The sequence below is a fragment of the Streptomyces sp. NPDC001157 genome (genome assembly GCF_053598255.1).
The window spans coordinates 36,144-52,145 of sequence record NZ_JBSFJW010000019.1; the positions used below are offsets into that span (position 1 = coordinate 36,144).

At 69.5% G+C, this 16,002-nt stretch carries 13 protein-coding genes; 2 read left to right on the forward strand and 11 right to left on the reverse strand.

All coding sequences use genetic code 11. The features are described 5' to 3' along the window. Positions 1-2: 2 nt before the first annotated feature. The 6 genes from ACWDAG_RS28420 to ACWDAG_RS28445 form a co-directional block, all read right to left on the reverse strand. Complete coding sequence (locus tag ACWDAG_RS28420; RefSeq protein WP_450698386.1) at positions 3-734, reverse strand: ABC transporter permease; 732 nt, start codon at positions 732-734, stop codon at positions 3-5. Continuing rightward, the gene (locus tag ACWDAG_RS28425; RefSeq protein ID WP_450698387.1) at positions 731-1,657 is read right to left on the reverse strand and encodes an ABC transporter ATP-binding protein; all 927 of its coding nucleotides are present in this window, start codon (positions 1,655-1,657) and stop codon (positions 731-733) included. The genes ACWDAG_RS28420 and ACWDAG_RS28425 overlap by 4 nt, the downstream gene beginning before the upstream one ends. A gap of 144 nt (positions 1,658-1,801) precedes the next feature. Then, a complete protein-coding gene (locus tag ACWDAG_RS28430) occupies positions 1,802-4,096 on the reverse strand; it encodes a hypothetical protein (RefSeq protein WP_450698388.1) in 2,295 nt (764 codons plus the stop codon). 154 nt (positions 4,097-4,250) lie between these two features. Continuing rightward, entirely contained in the window at positions 4,251-4,661 is a 411-nt protein-coding gene (locus ACWDAG_RS28435) for a DUF6113 family protein (protein WP_450698389.1), read from the reverse strand. After that, positions 4,658-5,530 carry an N-acetyl-1-D-myo-inositol-2-amino-2-deoxy-alpha-D-glucopyranoside deacetylase gene (mshB, locus tag ACWDAG_RS28440; protein WP_450698390.1) on the reverse strand — a complete coding sequence of 291 codons (873 nt, stop codon included), beginning with the start codon at positions 5,528-5,530 and terminating at the stop codon, positions 4,658-4,660. Before mshB ends, ACWDAG_RS28435 begins: the two co-directional genes overlap by 4 nt. Before the next feature lie 47 nt (positions 5,531-5,577). Beyond that, entirely contained in the window at positions 5,578-5,772 is a 195-nt protein-coding gene (locus tag ACWDAG_RS28445) for a hypothetical protein (protein ID WP_351483477.1), read from the reverse strand. Between the two features lie 177 nt (positions 5,773-5,949). Here ACWDAG_RS28445 and ACWDAG_RS28450 point away from each other — a divergent pair, with 177 nt between their 5' ends. Further along, entirely contained in the window at positions 5,950-8,064 is a 2,115-nt protein-coding gene (locus ACWDAG_RS28450) for a prolyl oligopeptidase family serine peptidase (protein WP_450698391.1), read from the forward strand. Positions 8,065-8,192: 128 nt separating this feature from the next. Here ACWDAG_RS28450 and ACWDAG_RS28455 read toward each other — a convergent pair whose 3' ends face one another. Genes ACWDAG_RS28455 through ACWDAG_RS28475 form a run of 5 tightly spaced genes read right to left on the reverse strand, consistent with a single transcriptional unit; the run spans position 8,193 to position 13,750 of the window. Beyond that, positions 8,193-9,233, reverse strand: a complete 1,041-nt coding sequence (locus ACWDAG_RS28455) for an ABC transporter ATP-binding protein (protein WP_450698392.1) — start codon at positions 9,231-9,233, stop codon at positions 8,193-8,195. Next, positions 9,226-10,209, reverse strand: a complete 984-nt coding sequence (locus ACWDAG_RS28460) for an ABC transporter ATP-binding protein (protein WP_450698393.1) — start codon at positions 10,207-10,209, stop codon at positions 9,226-9,228. Before ACWDAG_RS28460 ends, ACWDAG_RS28455 begins: the two co-directional genes overlap by 8 nt. A gap of 9 nt (positions 10,210-10,218) precedes the next feature. After that, positions 10,219-11,196, reverse strand: coding sequence for an ABC transporter permease (locus tag ACWDAG_RS28465; protein WP_450698394.1), 978 nt, complete (start codon positions 11,194-11,196; stop codon positions 10,219-10,221). Next, positions 11,189-12,112 carry an ABC transporter permease gene (locus ACWDAG_RS28470; RefSeq protein WP_450698395.1) on the reverse strand — a complete coding sequence of 308 codons (924 nt, stop codon included), beginning with the start codon at positions 12,110-12,112 and terminating at the stop codon, positions 11,189-11,191. The genes ACWDAG_RS28465 and ACWDAG_RS28470 overlap by 8 nt, the downstream gene beginning before the upstream one ends. 6 nt (positions 12,113-12,118) lie before the next feature. Then, complete coding sequence (locus ACWDAG_RS28475) at positions 12,119-13,750, reverse strand: peptide ABC transporter substrate-binding protein (protein ID WP_450698396.1); 1,632 nt, start codon at positions 13,748-13,750, stop codon at positions 12,119-12,121. Positions 13,751-14,127: 377 nt separating this feature from the next. Here ACWDAG_RS28475 and ACWDAG_RS28480 point away from each other — a divergent pair, with 377 nt between their 5' ends. Beyond that, complete coding sequence (locus ACWDAG_RS28480; protein ID WP_450698397.1) at positions 14,128-16,002, forward strand: ABC transporter substrate-binding protein; 1,875 nt, start codon at positions 14,128-14,130, stop codon at positions 16,000-16,002.

Here is a 16,002-nt window from a genome sequence, read left to right on the forward strand (position 1 = left end):
GCTCACGCCTTCAGCGTGTCCTTCCGGTACAGCCATGCCGCGCCGCCCGTGAAGAGGACGAAGAAGACGGCGAGGATGGCGATGTCCTGGGCGTGGGGGGCCTGGCTCTGTTCGATGGCCCGTCCGAGGGCAGCGTACGCGTGCGTGGGCAGCCACTTGGCGATGTCCTGCAGCCACTGCGGGAAGGTCGTGGACGGCATCCACAGGCCGCCGAGGATCGACAGGCCGAAGTACGTGATCATCGTGATCGGACGGACCGCGTCCCCGGTGGCCAGGTAGCCGATGGCGACGCCGAGCGCGGCGAAGACCAGGCTGCCGGCCCAGATCGCCCCGGTGAGCGCGAACCACTGCCAGGCATCCAGCCGTACGCCCCGCACGGCTGCGGCGACCAGGAAGACCACCACGATGGACGGCAGGCTGACGACGGCGGCGCTGGCGGTCTTGGCGAGGACATAGCCGCGCCCGGGCAGCGTGGTCAGCCGCAGCTGCCGTACCCAGCCGCCCTCCCGCTCCTTGGCGATGCGCTCGCTGTTGCCCATGAGGACCGCCGTCAGGGCGCCGAAGGAGGCCATGGAGACCATGACGTACGAGGCGACGCTCAGGCCGGTGCCGTCGACCTTCCCGGTCTGGTTGGAGACGAGGAGGAAGATGACCGACGGGTAGATCACCGAGAAGAACAGGAACTTGCGGTTGCGCAGGGCGCGGGTGAGCTCCAGCTTGATCAGACTGTTCACGGCTGCTTCGCCTCCTCGGCGGCGGTGATGGCGACGAAGGCCTGCTCCAGACCGAGCCCGGCGACTTCGAGGTTGCGGGGGTAGAGGCCGAGGCCGTACAGGGCGTGGACGGTCGCGTCGGCGTCGGAGGACTGGATGCGGACGGTCTGACCGGAAATGTCGATCGAGGTGAGGAACGGCAGCGCCCGGATCGGGGCCTCGTCGATGGTGCCCTCCAGGTCGAACGACACCCTGCGCGCCCCGGCCTTCGCCTTGATCTCGGCCGCGGTGCCGTCCGCGAGGAGCCGGCCCCGGTGCAGCACCAGCACCCGGTCGGCGATGGCGTCCGCCTCCTCCAGGTAGTGCGTGGCGAACAGGACCGTCCGGCCCTGGTCGGCCTGCTCGCGCATGGTGGCCCAGAAGGCCTGGCGGGCAGAGACGTCCATGCCGGTGGTCGGCTCGTCGAGGACGATCAGGTCGCTGTCGCCGGCCGTGGCGAGGGCGAAGCGGACGCGCTGGGCCTGGCCGCCGGAGAGCTTGTTGACCTTGCGGTCGGCGATCTGGGAGATGCCGGCGCGGGCGAGCACGTCCTTCGCCTTGTAGGGCTTCGGGTGCAGGTCGCAGGCGAGCTTCACCAGTTCGGCGACCGTGACCTCGTCCATCAGCCCGCCGCTCTGCAGCATGGCGCCCACGCGCCCGGCGACGATGGCCTCGCGCGGGGTGGTGCCGAAGACGCTGACCGTGCCGCTGTCGGCGTTCTTGAGGCCGAGCAGCAGGTCGAGGGTGGTCGACTTGCCCGCCCCGTTCGGCCCCAGCAGGGCCACGGTCTCCCCCGGGTGCAGGGCGAGGGTCAGCCCGTCGACGGCCCGTACCGTCCCGTACGTCTTGCTCACCTGGTCGAAGCCGACCACCGGGGCGGTGGTCGCTGTCGCTGTCGTCGTCATGGGATCCATGGTGGCCGCGCAGGCCCAGGTCACGGCAGTGTCGGCCATCCTGACCGGCGGATGACAGATGTCATACGGCGGACGGTGACTTACGGCGAAGGGGGCACCCGGCGCCTGCCGGGTGCCCCCTTTCCGGGTCTGACGTCAGCTGGGGTTCGTCTTGATGATCCCGACCCGGTTGGTCTTGCTCAGCAGGGCCTGGCGCAGGGCGACGTACACGTCCTGCGGGGTGACCGCCGTCTTCTTGCCGGTGCCCCGGGTGATCAGGACGTTGTCGAACTGGCCGCCGTAGAGCTGCTTCAGCGCGGCGAGGTCCGGCTTGTCGACGAGCTTGCCGCCCACGGCCGCGACCCTGAGGAACTTCCACAGGGAGTTCTGCGGGCTGAGCGGCAGCGAGACGCCCGTGTCCGTCTTGACCGTGACGAGCCCCGACATCGCAGGCTCGGCGAAGGCCTTCATCTCCCGGTCGACCTCGGCGTTCGTGACCGTCGGCTGCTGGGTCGTGGTCACGACCGCGACCGGCTCGGTGGAGTTGGTCTCCACCTGGCTGCGGTACGCGTCCTCGACCGCCTGGGCCGACCTGGCGGCGTCGATGCCCTTGCCGGCCTTGCCGTAGACGGCGACGGCCTTGCCGGACTTGAACTCGATCGTGCCCTCGGTCATCGAGCCGGAGCCGCCCGCCGTGGCCTTCAGGGCGGCCGTCAGCTTCTCCTCGTCGACGGGCATGACCGGGTCGACGACCCGGTGGTTGCCGAAGAGGGAGCCGATGACGGAGATCGGGTTGTAGTCGGCCTGCGCGGCCGCCGCGACCGTGGCCTGCTCGTCGAACTGCAGGCCCGCCTGGTCCGGCTTGAGCTCGACCGTCTTGCCGCCGACGGACAGCTTCAGCGGCTTGTTCACCCGGTCGCCGAAGGCCGCGTCGAGCTTCTTGACGGCGTCGTCACGGGTGCCGCCGCCGATGTCGACGCCGAGCACGGTGGTGCCCTTGGGCACGTCGGAGTGGTTCATCAGCAGCCCGGCGCCGTACGCGAGACCGCCGACGATGACCACGCCGGTGGCGAGCAGCACCAGCTTGTTGCGCCCCTTCTTCTGCTTCTTGGGGGCTGAGGCGGCCGGCTTGTTCTGTCCGGCCGGCTCGGGCAGCTTCGGGGGCGTGTGCGGCAGCGGGCCGTCGGTGTGGGAGCCGGGGCCGAACGGTGAGTTCGCGCCGGGTGACCCGACCGGGACGCCGCTGGTGACGGTGTGTCCGGAGATGTTGTCCGGTGCCGGGAAGCCCTGCTGGCCCGGCTCGGGGGCCGGCTTCTGCGGGGTGAGGATCGCGGTGTCGTCGCTGAGGCCGCCACCGGGGCCGAGACCGGCGCCGTGCGTGCCGCCGATGGTTCCGGGACCGCCGGGGCCCCCGATGCCCGCCGGGCCGCCGAGGCCGGCGGGCGCGCCGGAGCCGCCCGGTCCCTTGGGTCCGGTGGGTCCGGCGCCGAAGGGGGGCGAGGTCACGGGGCCGTCACCGGTGACCGGCCCGACGGTCGGGCCCGCGGGGCCCTGGGCGCCGCCGCCCTGGCCGCCGCGACTGTTCGGCCCGTTGAAGCCGCTCGCGCCGCCCGGGCCGCCGTAACCGCCCTGGCCGTTCTGCCGGTTCTGCCCGTTCTGCGTGCCGGGCTCCCCGTCCGAGAAGTAGGGGAGCTCGTCACGGCGCGGCTCACTGCCGCCACTGCCGGGGCGCGCGCCGCCGCCGAGCGGTCCCGCGGCCAGCGCCTCGGTGACGTCGAAGGAACCGGTGCCGCCGCCGTGCCCGGGGGCCACGGGGCCGCCGGTCGCTCCGGGGAGCCCGGCGCCGTTCGTCCCGCCCGGGCGGGGGGCGCCGCCGGGCCGGGAGCCGCCCGGCACGCTCATGGAGCCGACCACGCCGCCGGGGCGACCGGTCCCCGGACGGCCGCCGCCGGAAGGGGCGCCCGCGCCGAAGGGCCCGGCACCGGGGGCGGCCGGCGCACCCGCGCCCGAACCGCCCGGCAGACCGGCCCCGTTGGTGGCGCCGCCGCCCTGACCGCCCTTGGGGGGTGCCGACTTGCGGGGCGCGAACCACCCGCTCGTCCTGTCCTCGGCGGGCTGAGCGGGCTCGGCCGGGGGCTCGACGCTGCCCATGGCCTGGGTGGCACCCGGCGCCGGAGCCTCGGTCTCCCCGGTGTCGCCGGAGCCCTCGGCGTCCGCGACGGGCGTACGCACGACGACCGGCGGGATGGGCCGCGACCCTGGGATGTTGATCCGGATCCGGGTCGTCAGTGTGGTCTCGGTCTTGCGGTCCTCCGGCTGCGCGGCCGAACGGCCCGCATCCGTACCGGCGTCGGAAGCCGTGGGTGTCCCGTACGGCGGCGTGCCCGACGGGTATGCGGCTTGGCCGCGCCCGTTGGGCCCGGAGGACGGAGTGTCAGTTTCACGACTCAAGGCAGGTTCTCCCGGTTGGCTCCGCCGCCCGACACAACCTCACGGGCGGCTCGGCGGCGCGCACCACCATACTGGCCACTTCTGGCGCGTATCCCATGACCGCCGGGGAAACCCACACGGGACTCCCACGCGCGGTTAATGGCGAAGTGGTACGTCACTTGCCAAGTCGGACGTCACGGGCACCTGGTTGCCGCCCCTGTCCAAGGGTGGCGCAGATCACAGCGACGGCCATCCCTCCGAGGAGGAAGAGATAGGAGCCGCCTCCCGCGCCGAAGAGGAAGTCCCCTTCGGGTCTGCTGGCGGTGAGCAGGATGACGGAGATCATCCATCCGGCGGCAGGCGCGAACGCCCCGCCGCGGCTGCCGGTGGCCCGTCCGCCGCCGAGGCAGAGCCCGGCCTCGCCCGCGAGGGCGAGCAGCAGCCCGCCGGGGAACCAGCCGGCCTGCACCAGCGCACCGGCCGCACCGACGACCGCGCCGAGCAGGAAGAGGCCCACGTACAGGAACGTCCGTCCGGCGGAGGGCCGCTGCAGCGGCTGGGCGAGCAGGGAACCGCGCTCGGTCATGACGCCTCCTCGGCACCGGCGGACTCGATCCCTGCGAAGAGATCGGTCTCTCTCGGCTCTGCGGCTTCCCCGCGCACCAGTTCGTAGTACTCGGTGGTGAAGAGGGGTTGCGCCTGTTCGTTGGAGAGTGCGAAGTACGGTTCCGCGACCTCGATCTGCGTGGCGTGCGCCCGCATCGCGGCGGCCTTGGCGGCGGCGTGTGCGGTGCCGTCGATCTCGGCGGTGATCCGGTCGTCGGGCACGACACCCGGTACGTCGTCGATGACGGCCGCCTTGGAGAACGGCAGATCGGGCAAATCATCCGCAAGCCGGGCGAAGGCACCCTCGGCGACGGACCGCGGCACGCGGTTCCAGTACACCTTGGGGATCTCCCACCCTGCCCGCGCGGCCAGTTCGGCGGCGCGCATGGCCACGCGGTGGGCCTGGATGTGGTCGGGGTGGCCGTATCCGCCGTTGTCGTCGTAAGTGACGAGGACCTGGGGGCGTACCTCCAGGATCACCTCGACGAGGTGGGCGGCCGCCTCGTCCACGTCCGCCTGCCAGAAGCAGGCCGGGTCGTCGTTGTCGGGCAGGCCCATCATCCCGGAGTCGCGGTAGCGGCCCGGGCCGCCGAGCTGACGGAAGTCCTCGACACCGAGCTCACGCATGGCGTCCGTGAGCTCCCGCAGCCGGTACTCGCCCAGGGCGGTGCCGGTGAGGTGCCGCAGCTCCGGCGGAATGACCTCGCCGAGCTCACCGAGGGTGCAGGTGACCAGGGTCACGCGGGCACCCCCGGCCGCGTAGGCGGCCATGGTCGCGCCGTTGTTGATCGACTCGTCGTCCGGGTGCGCATGCACCAGCAGCAGACGCCGGGAGGGCTGTTCCGTCATGGAGCCAGCCTACGAGGCGGCACCGACAGCGCAGTGCAGCCCGGGCGTCAGAACTTGATGCTGCCGATCATCCCCGCGATGTTCGTCGTCAGCTCACTGATGGTCGGAGCGATCGTCGAGGACGCCATGTAGAACCCGAGCAACATGCAGACGATCGCATGCCCCGCCTTCAGTCCTGACTTCTTGATCAGAAGGAAGACGATGATCGCCAGCAGCACCACCGCCGAAATCGAGAGTGCCACGGCGGCTCACCTCCAAAGGTCCCAAGAGCGCGGGGGGTCGAACTTAGGGGCCGGACAAAACCACACAACAACCAGCAGGCTCATACCCACTATGCGCTAGTGATCATAACTATCCGACCGCGCGCATCGATCGGCGCACGGCCGCACAAGGGGGCGCATGGCCAATATGGTCAGGGCATGACGACGACGTCCGACTCCTTCCCCCGCAGGCACGCCCGCACCCAGCGATTCACCCTCGGCGCGCCGCGCGCCTTCACCGTGGCGCCCGACGGCACCCGTGTCGCGTTCCTGCGCTCCACCTCCGGTACGGACAGGGCGAGTTCCCTGTGGGTTCTCGATGTGGGTGACGGCGGGGAGCGCGTGGCGGCCGACCCGCGCGCCCTGCTCGGCGGCGCCTCGGAGGAGCTCCCGCCCGAGGAGCGGGCGCGCCGCGAACGCAGCCGCGAGGGCGGCGCCGGCATCGTCGGCTACGCCACCGACGCAGCCGTGGAGTTGGCGTCTTTCGCCTTGTCAGGGCGGCTTTTCACGGCGGAACTGCGGGCCGGTACGGCACGTGAACTCCCCACTCCCGGGCCGGTGATCGACCCGCGCCCCTCCCCCGACGGGCGGCACATCGCCTACGTCGCGCAGGGTGCGCTGCGGGTCGTGGGCGCCGAGGGCAAGGACGAACGGGCTCTCGCCGAGCCGGAGTCGGCGAACGTCACCTACGGTCTGGCGGAGTTCATCGCGGCCGAGGAGATGCACCGCCTGCGCGGTTTCTGGTGGTCGCCGGAGTCGGACCGACTGCTGGTCGCGCGCGTGGACGACACGCCGGTACGGCGCTGGTGGATCTCCGACCCGGCCCAGCCCGAACGTGATCCACAGCACGTCGCCTACCCGGCGGCGGGCACCGACAACGCGGACGTACGGCTGTTCGTGATCGGCCTGGACGGGGTGCGCACCGAGGTCGTCTGGGACCGGGCGCGCTACCCGTACCTTGCACATGTGCACTGGTCAGACGCGGGCGCACCCCTGCTGCTCGTACAAGCACGCGACCAGCGCAGCCAGTTGTTCCTGGCCGTGACCCCGGAGACGGGCGCGACCCGGCTGGTGCACGCGGACGAAGATCAGGTTTGGCTTGATCTTTTCCCCGGTGTGCCCTGCTGGAGCCCCTCCGGGAGGCTCGTGCGCATCGTCGACGAGGGGGGCGCACGGGTCCTGGCGGTCGGTGAACGCCCGCTGACGGGGCCGCAGTTGCATGTCCGCGCGGTACTGGACGTCTCGGACGACAACGTGCTGATCGCCGCGTCCGCCGGCGAGGAGGCCGAGGCTCCCGAGACCGGCGAAGTGCATGTCTACCGCGTCAACGAGCTCGGCCTGGAGCGTGTCTCGCAGGAGCCCGGCGTGCACTCGGCGGTGCGCGCCGGGGGCGTGACCGTGCTGGTGTCCGCCGCACCGGACCGGCCGGGGGCTCGCGTCCAGGTACTTCGCGATGGCAAGCAGGCGGCGACCGTCGCCTCGTATGCGGAAGATCCCGGTATGACCCCGCGCGTGACCCTCACCGAGGGGGGCGCACGGCGCATCCCGTGCGCCGTGCTGCTCCCCCGCGATCACGACGGCGAGACCCCGCTCCCCGTCCTCATGGATCCCTACGGCGGGCCGCACGGCCAGCGGGTGGTCGCCGCGCACAACCCGCATCTGACCTCGCAGTGGTTCGCCGACCAGGGGTTCGCGGTCGTGGTCGCCGACGGGCGCGGCACTCCGGGCCGCTCCCCGGCCTGGGAGAAGGCGGTCCGCGACGACCTCGCGGGGGTCACGGTCGAGGACCAGGTGGACGCGCTCCAGGCGCTCGCCGACCGTTTCCCGCTGGATCTGACCCGGGTCGGTATCCGCGGCTGGTCCTTCGGCGGCTATCTGGCGGCGCTCGCGGTGCTGCGCCGCCCCGATGTCTTCCACGCGGCCGTGGTGGGCGCCCCGGTCACCGATCTGCGGCTGTACGACACCCACTACCAGGAGCGCTACCTCGGCCACCCGGACGAGCAGCCGGAGGTCTACCGCCGCAACTCCCTCGTCGACGACGCGGGCCTGGTGGACGCGGCCGAGCCGCACCGTCCAATGATGATCATCCATGGTTTCGCCGACGACAATGTGGTGGTCGCCCACTCGCTGCGGCTGTCCTCGGCCCTGCTGGCCGCCGGACGCCCGCACGAGGTGCTGCCGCTGTCCGGCGTCACGCACATGACCCCGCAGGAGTCGGTCGCCGAGAACCTGCTGCTGCTCCAGCTGGACTTCCTGAAGCGTTCGCTCTCATAACCGTGCAAACCCGCCTGAACCGCGTTAACACGCAGGCAACTTCGAGGAAGCCGTACCGATATACGGACGCGCGAGTCTGAACAGCGTACGGCCGTGCGGGTGCCGTAAACGGACCGGGGTGCGCCATGTCACCCCGGTCCGTTGCCGTTCCCCACCACCGCCTTCTCTTCGGCGAAGTGGCAGGCCGAGTCATGGGCGGCCGGACCGCTCACATGCCGGAACTCGGCCGGCACCGCCAGCAGCGGCACCTCCAGCGCGCACCGCTCCTGCGCCTTCCAGCACCGCGTGCGGAAGCGGCACCCCGAGGGGATGTTCGTCGGCGACGGCACGTCTCCCGACAGGATGATCCGCTCCCGGTGCTCCCGCGCCACCGGGTCGGGCACGGGGACGGCGGACAGCAGCGCCTGTGTGTAGGGATGCGTCGGATGGTCGTAGATCTCGGCGTCCTTGCCGGTCTCCACGATCCGCCCGAGGTACATCACCCCGACCCGGTCCGAGATGTGCCGGACGATCGACAGGTCGTGCGCGATGAAGACGTAACTCAGCTCGAACTCGCTCTGCAGCCGGTCCATCAGGTTGATGACCTGGGCCTGCACGGAGACGTCCAGCGCGGAGACCGGCTCGTCGGCGACGATGATCTCGGGGCGCAGCGCCAGCCCCCGTGCGATGCCGATGCGTTGGCGCTGGCCGCCGGAGAACTGGTGCGGATAGCGGTTGATGTACTCGGGGTTGAGCCCGACCACGTCCAGCAGCTCCTGGACCTTCGCCCGCCGGTCGCCCTTGGGTGCCACCTCGGGGTGGATCTCGTACGGCTCCCCGATGATGTCGCCCACGGTCATCCGGGGGTTGAGGGAGGTGTAGGGGTCCTGGAAGACCATCTGGATGTTGCGCCGCACGGCTCGCAGGGCCTTGCCGGACAGCTTGGCGATGTCCTCTCCCTTGTAGCGGATCTCCCCCGCCGTCGGCTTCTCCAGGTTGACCAGCATCTTGGCGACCGTCGACTTGCCGCAGCCGGACTCGCCGACGATGCCGAGGGTTTCACCGCGGGCGAGTTCGAAGTCCACGCCGTCGACGGCCTTCACCGCGCCGACCTGCTTCTTGAAGAGGATCCCCTGAGTCAGCGGATAGTGCTTGAAGAGCCCTGTGACCTGCAGAATCGACTCAGCCATTCATGCACTCCCTCCAGAAGTGGCAGGCGCTGCGCCGGGCCGGCTCCTCACCGTTCACCTCGTACAGGGGCGGCTCGTCGGTCCGGCAGACGTCCTGGGCCATCGGGCAGCGGGGGTGGAAGGCGCAGCCCGGCGGGATGTGCATCAGGTTGGGCGGCAGGCCCTTGATGGCGTAGAGCTCCTGGCCCTTCTGGTCGAGCCGCGGGATCGACTCCAGCAGGCCCTTGGTGTACGGGTGCGCGGGCACCTTGTAGATGTCGTGCACCGGGGCCGACTCGACGATCCGGCCGGCGTACATCACGGCGATCCGGTCGGCGACGTCGGCGACCACGCCGAGGTCGTGGGTGATCAGGATGAGCCCCATGTTGTACTCGCGCTGCAACTCGGCGAGCAGGTCCATGACCTGGGCCTGGACGGTGACGTCCAGTGCCGTCGTCGGTTCGTCGGCGATGATCAGCGCGGGTTCCAGGGCCAGCGCCATCGCGATCATGATGCGCTGGCGCATACCGCCGGAGAACTGGTGCGGGTAGTCCCTGACCCGCTCCTTCGCCGCCGGGATCCGCACCCGCTCCATCAGCTCCACGGCCTTCGCCCGCGCGTCCTTCCTCGACATCCCCCGGTGCACGACGAACATCTCGCCGAGCTGGTCGCCCACGGAGAGCACGGGATTGAGGGAGGACAGCGCGTCCTGGAAGATCATGGCCATCTCGGCGCCGCGAACCTTCCTGCGCTCGTCCTCCTTCAGCTTCAGCAGGTCCGTGCCCTGGAAGAGGATCTCCCCGCCCGTGATCCTCCCGGGCGGCATGTCGAGGATGCCCATGACCGCCTGCGCGGTGACGGACTTCCCCGACCCTGACTCCCCGAGCACGGCGAGGGTCTCCCCCTCGTCCACGGCGTAGTCGACCCCGTTGACGGCCTTGGCGACCCCGTCCCGGGTCCGGAACTCCACATGCAGATCCCGCACTTCGAGCAGCATGACGACGGCTCACCTCAGCTTCGGATCGAGGGCATCGCGGACGGCGTCGCCGAGCATGATGAACGCCAGGACGGTGACCGCCAGCGCGCCGGCCGGCCACAGGAGCATGTGGGGGGCGTTGCGGATGTACGGGGAGGCCGCCGAGATGTCGATGCCCCAGCTGACCGTGGGGGGCTTCAGGCCGACGCCGAGGTATGACAGGGTCGCCTCCAACGCGATGTAGGTGCCGAGCGCGATGGTCGACACGACGATCACCGGGGCGACCGCGTTCGGCGTGATGTGCCGCAGCAGGATGCGTGAGTCGGAGGCGCCGAGCGCGCGGGCGGCCTGCACGTAGTCGTTCTGCTTGGCGGTGATGACCGAGCCGCGAGCGATGCGGTAGACCTGCGTCCAGCCGAGCAGCACGATGAAGCCGATGACCGGCCAGATCGTGTTGCTGGTCACCACGGAGAGCAGGACGAGACCGCCGAGCACGACCGGGATCGCGAAGAAGATGTCGGTGATCCGGGACATCAGCGAGTCCCCTGCCCCGCCGAAGTACCCGGCCAGCCCGCCAAGGACCGAGCCGAGGAGCGCGACGCCGAGCGTGGCCAGGACGCCGACGCTGATGGAGATGCGGGTCCCGTACACGGTGCGCGTGTAGACGTCGCAGCCCTGGCCGTCGTAGCCGAAGGGGTGCCCGGGCTGGGAGCCCTCCTGGGCCTTGGCCAGGTCGCACTTGAGGGGGTTGCCGGAGGCGATCAGGGACGGCCACAGGGAGATCACGAGCAGGAACAGGATCACCAGCGCCGAGACGATGAAGACCGGGTTGCGGCGCAGGTCGCGCCAGGCGTCCGACCACAGGGAGCGCGGTTTGCCCGCAGGTCCCGTCCCCGCGGGCCCGCCGGGCGTCCGCTCCAGGCTCTCCCCCTCGCTCACGGCGAGGTCCATCGCACCGCCCATGCCCGTGGAGGAGATGGCGCCCTCGGACTCGTACTGCTCAGGCATAGCGGATCCTCGGGTCGAGTACGGCGTACAAGAGGTCGACCAGCAGGTTGGCCACCAGGAAGACGAGCACGAGGACGGTCACGAAGCCGACGACCGTTTGGGTGTTCTGCCTGAGAATCCCCTGGTAGAGCTGGTAGCCGACGCCGTGGATGTTGAAGATCCGCTCGGTGACGATCGCGCCGCCCATCAGCGCGCCGATGTCCGTGCCGATGAAGGTGACCACGGGGATCAGCGAGTTGCGCAGCAGGTGGCGGATGATCACCCGCTGCCGGGGCAGGCCCTTGGCGACAGCCGTGCGGACGTAGTCGGAGCGCCGGTTCTCCGCGATGGAGGTACGGGTGAGCCGGGTGACGTAGGCCAGCGAGACGGACGCGAGGACCAGGCCCGGCACGATCAGTTCGCTGAAGGTGGCGTCGGTGGAGACCGACGGTTTGATCCAGCCCCATTCGACGCCGAGGAGCAGCTGCAGGAGAAGACCGGTCACGAAGGTGGGGACGGAGATGACCACCAGGGTGGCCAGCAGGACCGAGGTGTCGACCGGCCGGCCGCGCCGCAGGCCGGTGATCACGCCCAGCGTGATGCCGATGACGATCTCGATGAGGATCGCGACGATCGTCAGCCGGATGGTGACGGGGAACGCTGTCGACATCAGTTCGGTGACCTTCTGGCCGTTGAACGCCGTACCGAAGTCGCCGGTGAAGACGTTCCCCATGTAGGTCAGGTATTGCTGCCACACCGGCTTGTCGAGGCCGAACTCCTTCTTCAGCTGCGCGGCCGTGGCCGGGTCGCACTGCCGCTCGCCGCACAGTCCCGCGATGGGGTCGCCCATCACGTTCACCATCAGGAAGATCAGCAGCGTGGCCCCGATGAACACCGGGATCATCTGGAGCAGACGCCGGACCACGTACCGTCCCATGCGCGGTCAGCCGACCTTGATCTCGTCGTAGACGGGGACGCTGAACGGGTTCAGTGCGACGTTGGACAGCCGGTCGGACCAGCCTGCGCTGCCGTTCTGGTACCAGAGCGGGATGGCCGCCATGTTGTCGCGGACGACCTTCTCGGCGCTCTGGAAGAGCCCGATCGCCTTGGTGGTGTCGGTCTCGGAGTTGGCCTGGTTGACGAAATTGTCGAAGTCCTTGTTGGACCACTTGCCGTCGTTCGATGAGGCGTTGGTGTAGTAGAGGGGCTGCAGGAAGTTCTGGATGAGCGGGTAGTCCATCTGCCAGCCGGCCCGGAACGGCCCGGTCATCTTGTGCTGCCCGATCTGGTTGCGGAAGTCCGCGAAGGTGCCGATCGGGTTGCCCACGCAGGCCTTGTCGTTGCCGAGCGCGTTGTTGATGGAGTTGCAGACGGCGTCCACCCACTCCTTGTGGGAGCCCGTGTCCGCGTTGTACGAGATCTTGACCTGGCCGCCGGGCAGCCCGCCGCCCTCCTGAATCAGCTTCTTGGCCTCGCTGGGGTTGTACTCGCAACTGCTCCCGCACAGCCCGTCCTGGAAGCCGCCCTTCGTGCCGAGGACCGGGGAGGTCCAGTCGGTGGCCGGGGTGCGGGTCTTCTGGAAGATCGTGTCGGTGATCTGCTTGCGGTTGATCGCCATGGACAGGCCCTTGCGGACCTTCTCCGAGCCGCTCTTGTTCCAGTCCGGGTCGTAGAACGGGAAGGCGAGCGTCTGGATGATGCCGGCGGGGGTGTTGAGATACCGGTCGCCGAGGTCGCTCTTGACGTTCTTCAGCTGGGCGGCCGGGACGTCGTCGACCAGGTCGAGGTTGCCGGCCATCAGGTCGGTGTAGGCGGTGTTGTTGTCGGTGTAGACCTTGAGGTCCACACCGCCGTTCTGCGCCTTGTCCGTCCCGGGGTACGCGTCCCACTTCCTCAGGGACATCTTCGAGCCCTTGGTGTACGACTGCACGGTGTACGGCCCGTTGCCGACCGGCTTCTTGATCCACGCGGCGTGGTCCGTGAAGAAGGCCTGGGGCAGCGGGTCGTAGGCCGAGTAGCCGAGGGTGTCCGGGAAGGTCGAGAACTTCTGGGTCAGCTTGACGGTGAAGGTCAGGTTGCCGGTGACCTTGAGGCCGGAGAGCGTGTCGGCGGTCTGTGCGCCGGTCTCCGGGTGCACCTTGTCGTAGCCCTCGATGTACCCGAAGAAGTACGCGTTCTTCTGGTTGTTCTTGAGGCTCGCCCCGTAGTTCCAGGCGTCCACGAAGGACTTGGCGGTGACGGCCTCGCCGTTGCTGAACTTCCAGCCGCTCTTCACGGTGACGGTGAAGTTCTGCGAGTCCGTGGTGTCGATCTTCTCGGCGAGCATGTCCTTGGCGGCGCCGGTCTTCGGGTCGTACCGCTTCAGCCCCCGGAAGATCATGTCGAGGACCTTGCCGCCCTGCACCTCGTTGGTGTTGGCCGGCTCCAGCGGGTTCTGCGGGTCTCCCCAGGAGGAGCTGAGCACCGCGCTGCTGTCACCACCGCCGCCGCTGCCGCTGCTGCCGCCGCAGGCCGTCGCGGCGAGTGCGAGCGCCGCCGCGCCTGCGGCCCATTTGGCGTGCGTGGCTCCAGGCATGGAGTGCCTCCTCGGGAATACCCAACCGTTACCGGCCAATATCCGAGCAAAAGGCACACAGTGCATATTTGGTGCACCCATCTGCGGGACGGAGCCATCCGTTCGCAAGAGTCACGACATCATCACGGTGGCTGATTCCCTCCGCCGACGGCGTCAGCGCTCTACCAGGACGCCTTCACCGGTCTAGACCAATAGCGGTCCAAGTGAAGATCAAGCGGCCGTTTTCGCAGGCCACCATGGTTTCAAGCGCCGTTGACGTGCGCAGACTGCCGCTGATAGACACACTCATCACCCAGCCGGCCCGTCACCAGGCAGAACCCGCTCCTGAAGTCCGAACCAGCCGTCCCTGTGCGAGCGATGACGCGAGGTCACGATCCATGAGCACACAAGACCAGCACGGCACAAGGTGTTTACGTCCGAGAAGGCCGCGAGCGCGCACGGCCCGGCTCGTGGCGGCCGCCGGCGCCGCCGCTCTGACGTTCTCGGCGGGCCTCGCGACTCCGCTCAACCCGGCGCCCCAGCGCGCGGAGGCCGCCGCAGACGGCAACAAGACCCTCACCGTCGCCGTGGCGCAGAGCGTCGACTCCCTGAGCCCCTTCCTGGCGGTGCGTCTGCTCAGTACGAGCATCCTGCGGCTGACGTACGAGTACCTGACCGACTACGACCCCGGGGACGCGCACCCGGTCCCGGGCCTGGCCACCAGCTGGCAGCCGTCCGCCGACAAGCTCACCTGGACGTACACGATCCGCTCCGACGCGAAGTGGTCGGACGGGCAGAAGGTGACCGCCGAGGACGCCGCCTGGACGTTCAACAAGCTGATGACCGACGAGGCCGCGGCCACCGCGAACGGCAGCTTCGTCACCAACTTCCGCAAGGTGACGGCCCCCACCCCCACCAAGCTGGTCGTCGAACTGAAGAAGCCCCAGGCCACCATGACGGCTCTCGATGTGCCGATCGTGCCCGAGCACATCTGGAAGGACGTCAAGGACTTCTCGAAGTTCAACAACGACAAGTCCTTCCCCGTCGTCGGTGACGGACCGTTCGTCCTCAGCGACTACAAGGCGGACAGCTACGTCCGGCTCAAGGCCAACAAGAGCTTCTGGCGCGGGGCGCCCAAGTTCGACGAGCTGGTCTTCAAGTACTACAAGGACCAGGACGCGGCCGTGGCCGCCCTCCGCAAGGGCGAGGTCTCCTTCGTCGCGGGCGCTCCGGCCCTGACGCCGGCCCAGGCGGCCTCCCTCAAGGGCCGGCAGGACATCCGCGTCAACGACGCCCCCGGCCGCCGCTTCTACGCCCTCGCCACCAACCCGGGCGCCCGGGCGAGGAACGGCAAGAAGTTCGGTGACGGCGACCCGTCACTGCTCGACCAGCGGGTGCGGCACGCACTGTTCCTGGCCGTCGACCGCAGGACCATCATCGACAAGGTGTTCCAGGGCCACGCGGCCGAGGGCCAGGGCTACATCCCGCCGCGCTTCTCGACGTACTTCTGGAAACCGTCCGCCGACCAGGAGCTCTCCTACGACCCCGCCAAGGCCGCCCAGCTACTCGACCAGGCCGGCTACAAGAAGAACGCCGACGGCAAACGGGTCGGCAAGGACGGCAAACCGCTGAACTACCGGGTCCTGTGCCACGCCACCGACCCCAACGACAAGGCGGTGGGCCAGTACCTGAAAGAGTGGTGGGCCAAGCTCGGCGTCGGCATGACGCTCGACTGCCTGGACAACGTCACCGACCCCTGGCTCGCGGGCAAGTACGACCTCGCCTTCGACGGCTGGTCCGTCAACCCCGACCCGGACTACGTGCTGTCCATCCACACCTGTGCCGCCCTGCCCGCGACCCCGAAGGACACCGGCGCGACCGACAACTTCATCTGCGACAAGACGTACGACGGCCTGTACGCCAAGCAGCTCGCCGAGTACGACTCCGCCAAACGGGCCGACATCGTCAAGCAGATGGAGTCGCGGCTGTACGACCTGGGGTACATGAACGTCATGGCGTATCCGAACGCCGTCGAGGCCTACCGCACCGACCAGATCAAGTCGATCGAGACGATGCCCAAGGCCGCCGGCAACATCTACGGGCAGGACGGCTACTGGAGCTGGTGGTCGGCCGTCCCGGCGGATTCCGGGTCCTCCTCCGGGGGCTCCTCGACCGGGGTGATCGTCGGTGTCGCCGCGGGTGCCGTGGTCCTCGCCGGCGCCGGACTGCTCTTCGCACGGCGCCGCCGCGCCACCGCCGACGACCGCGAGTAG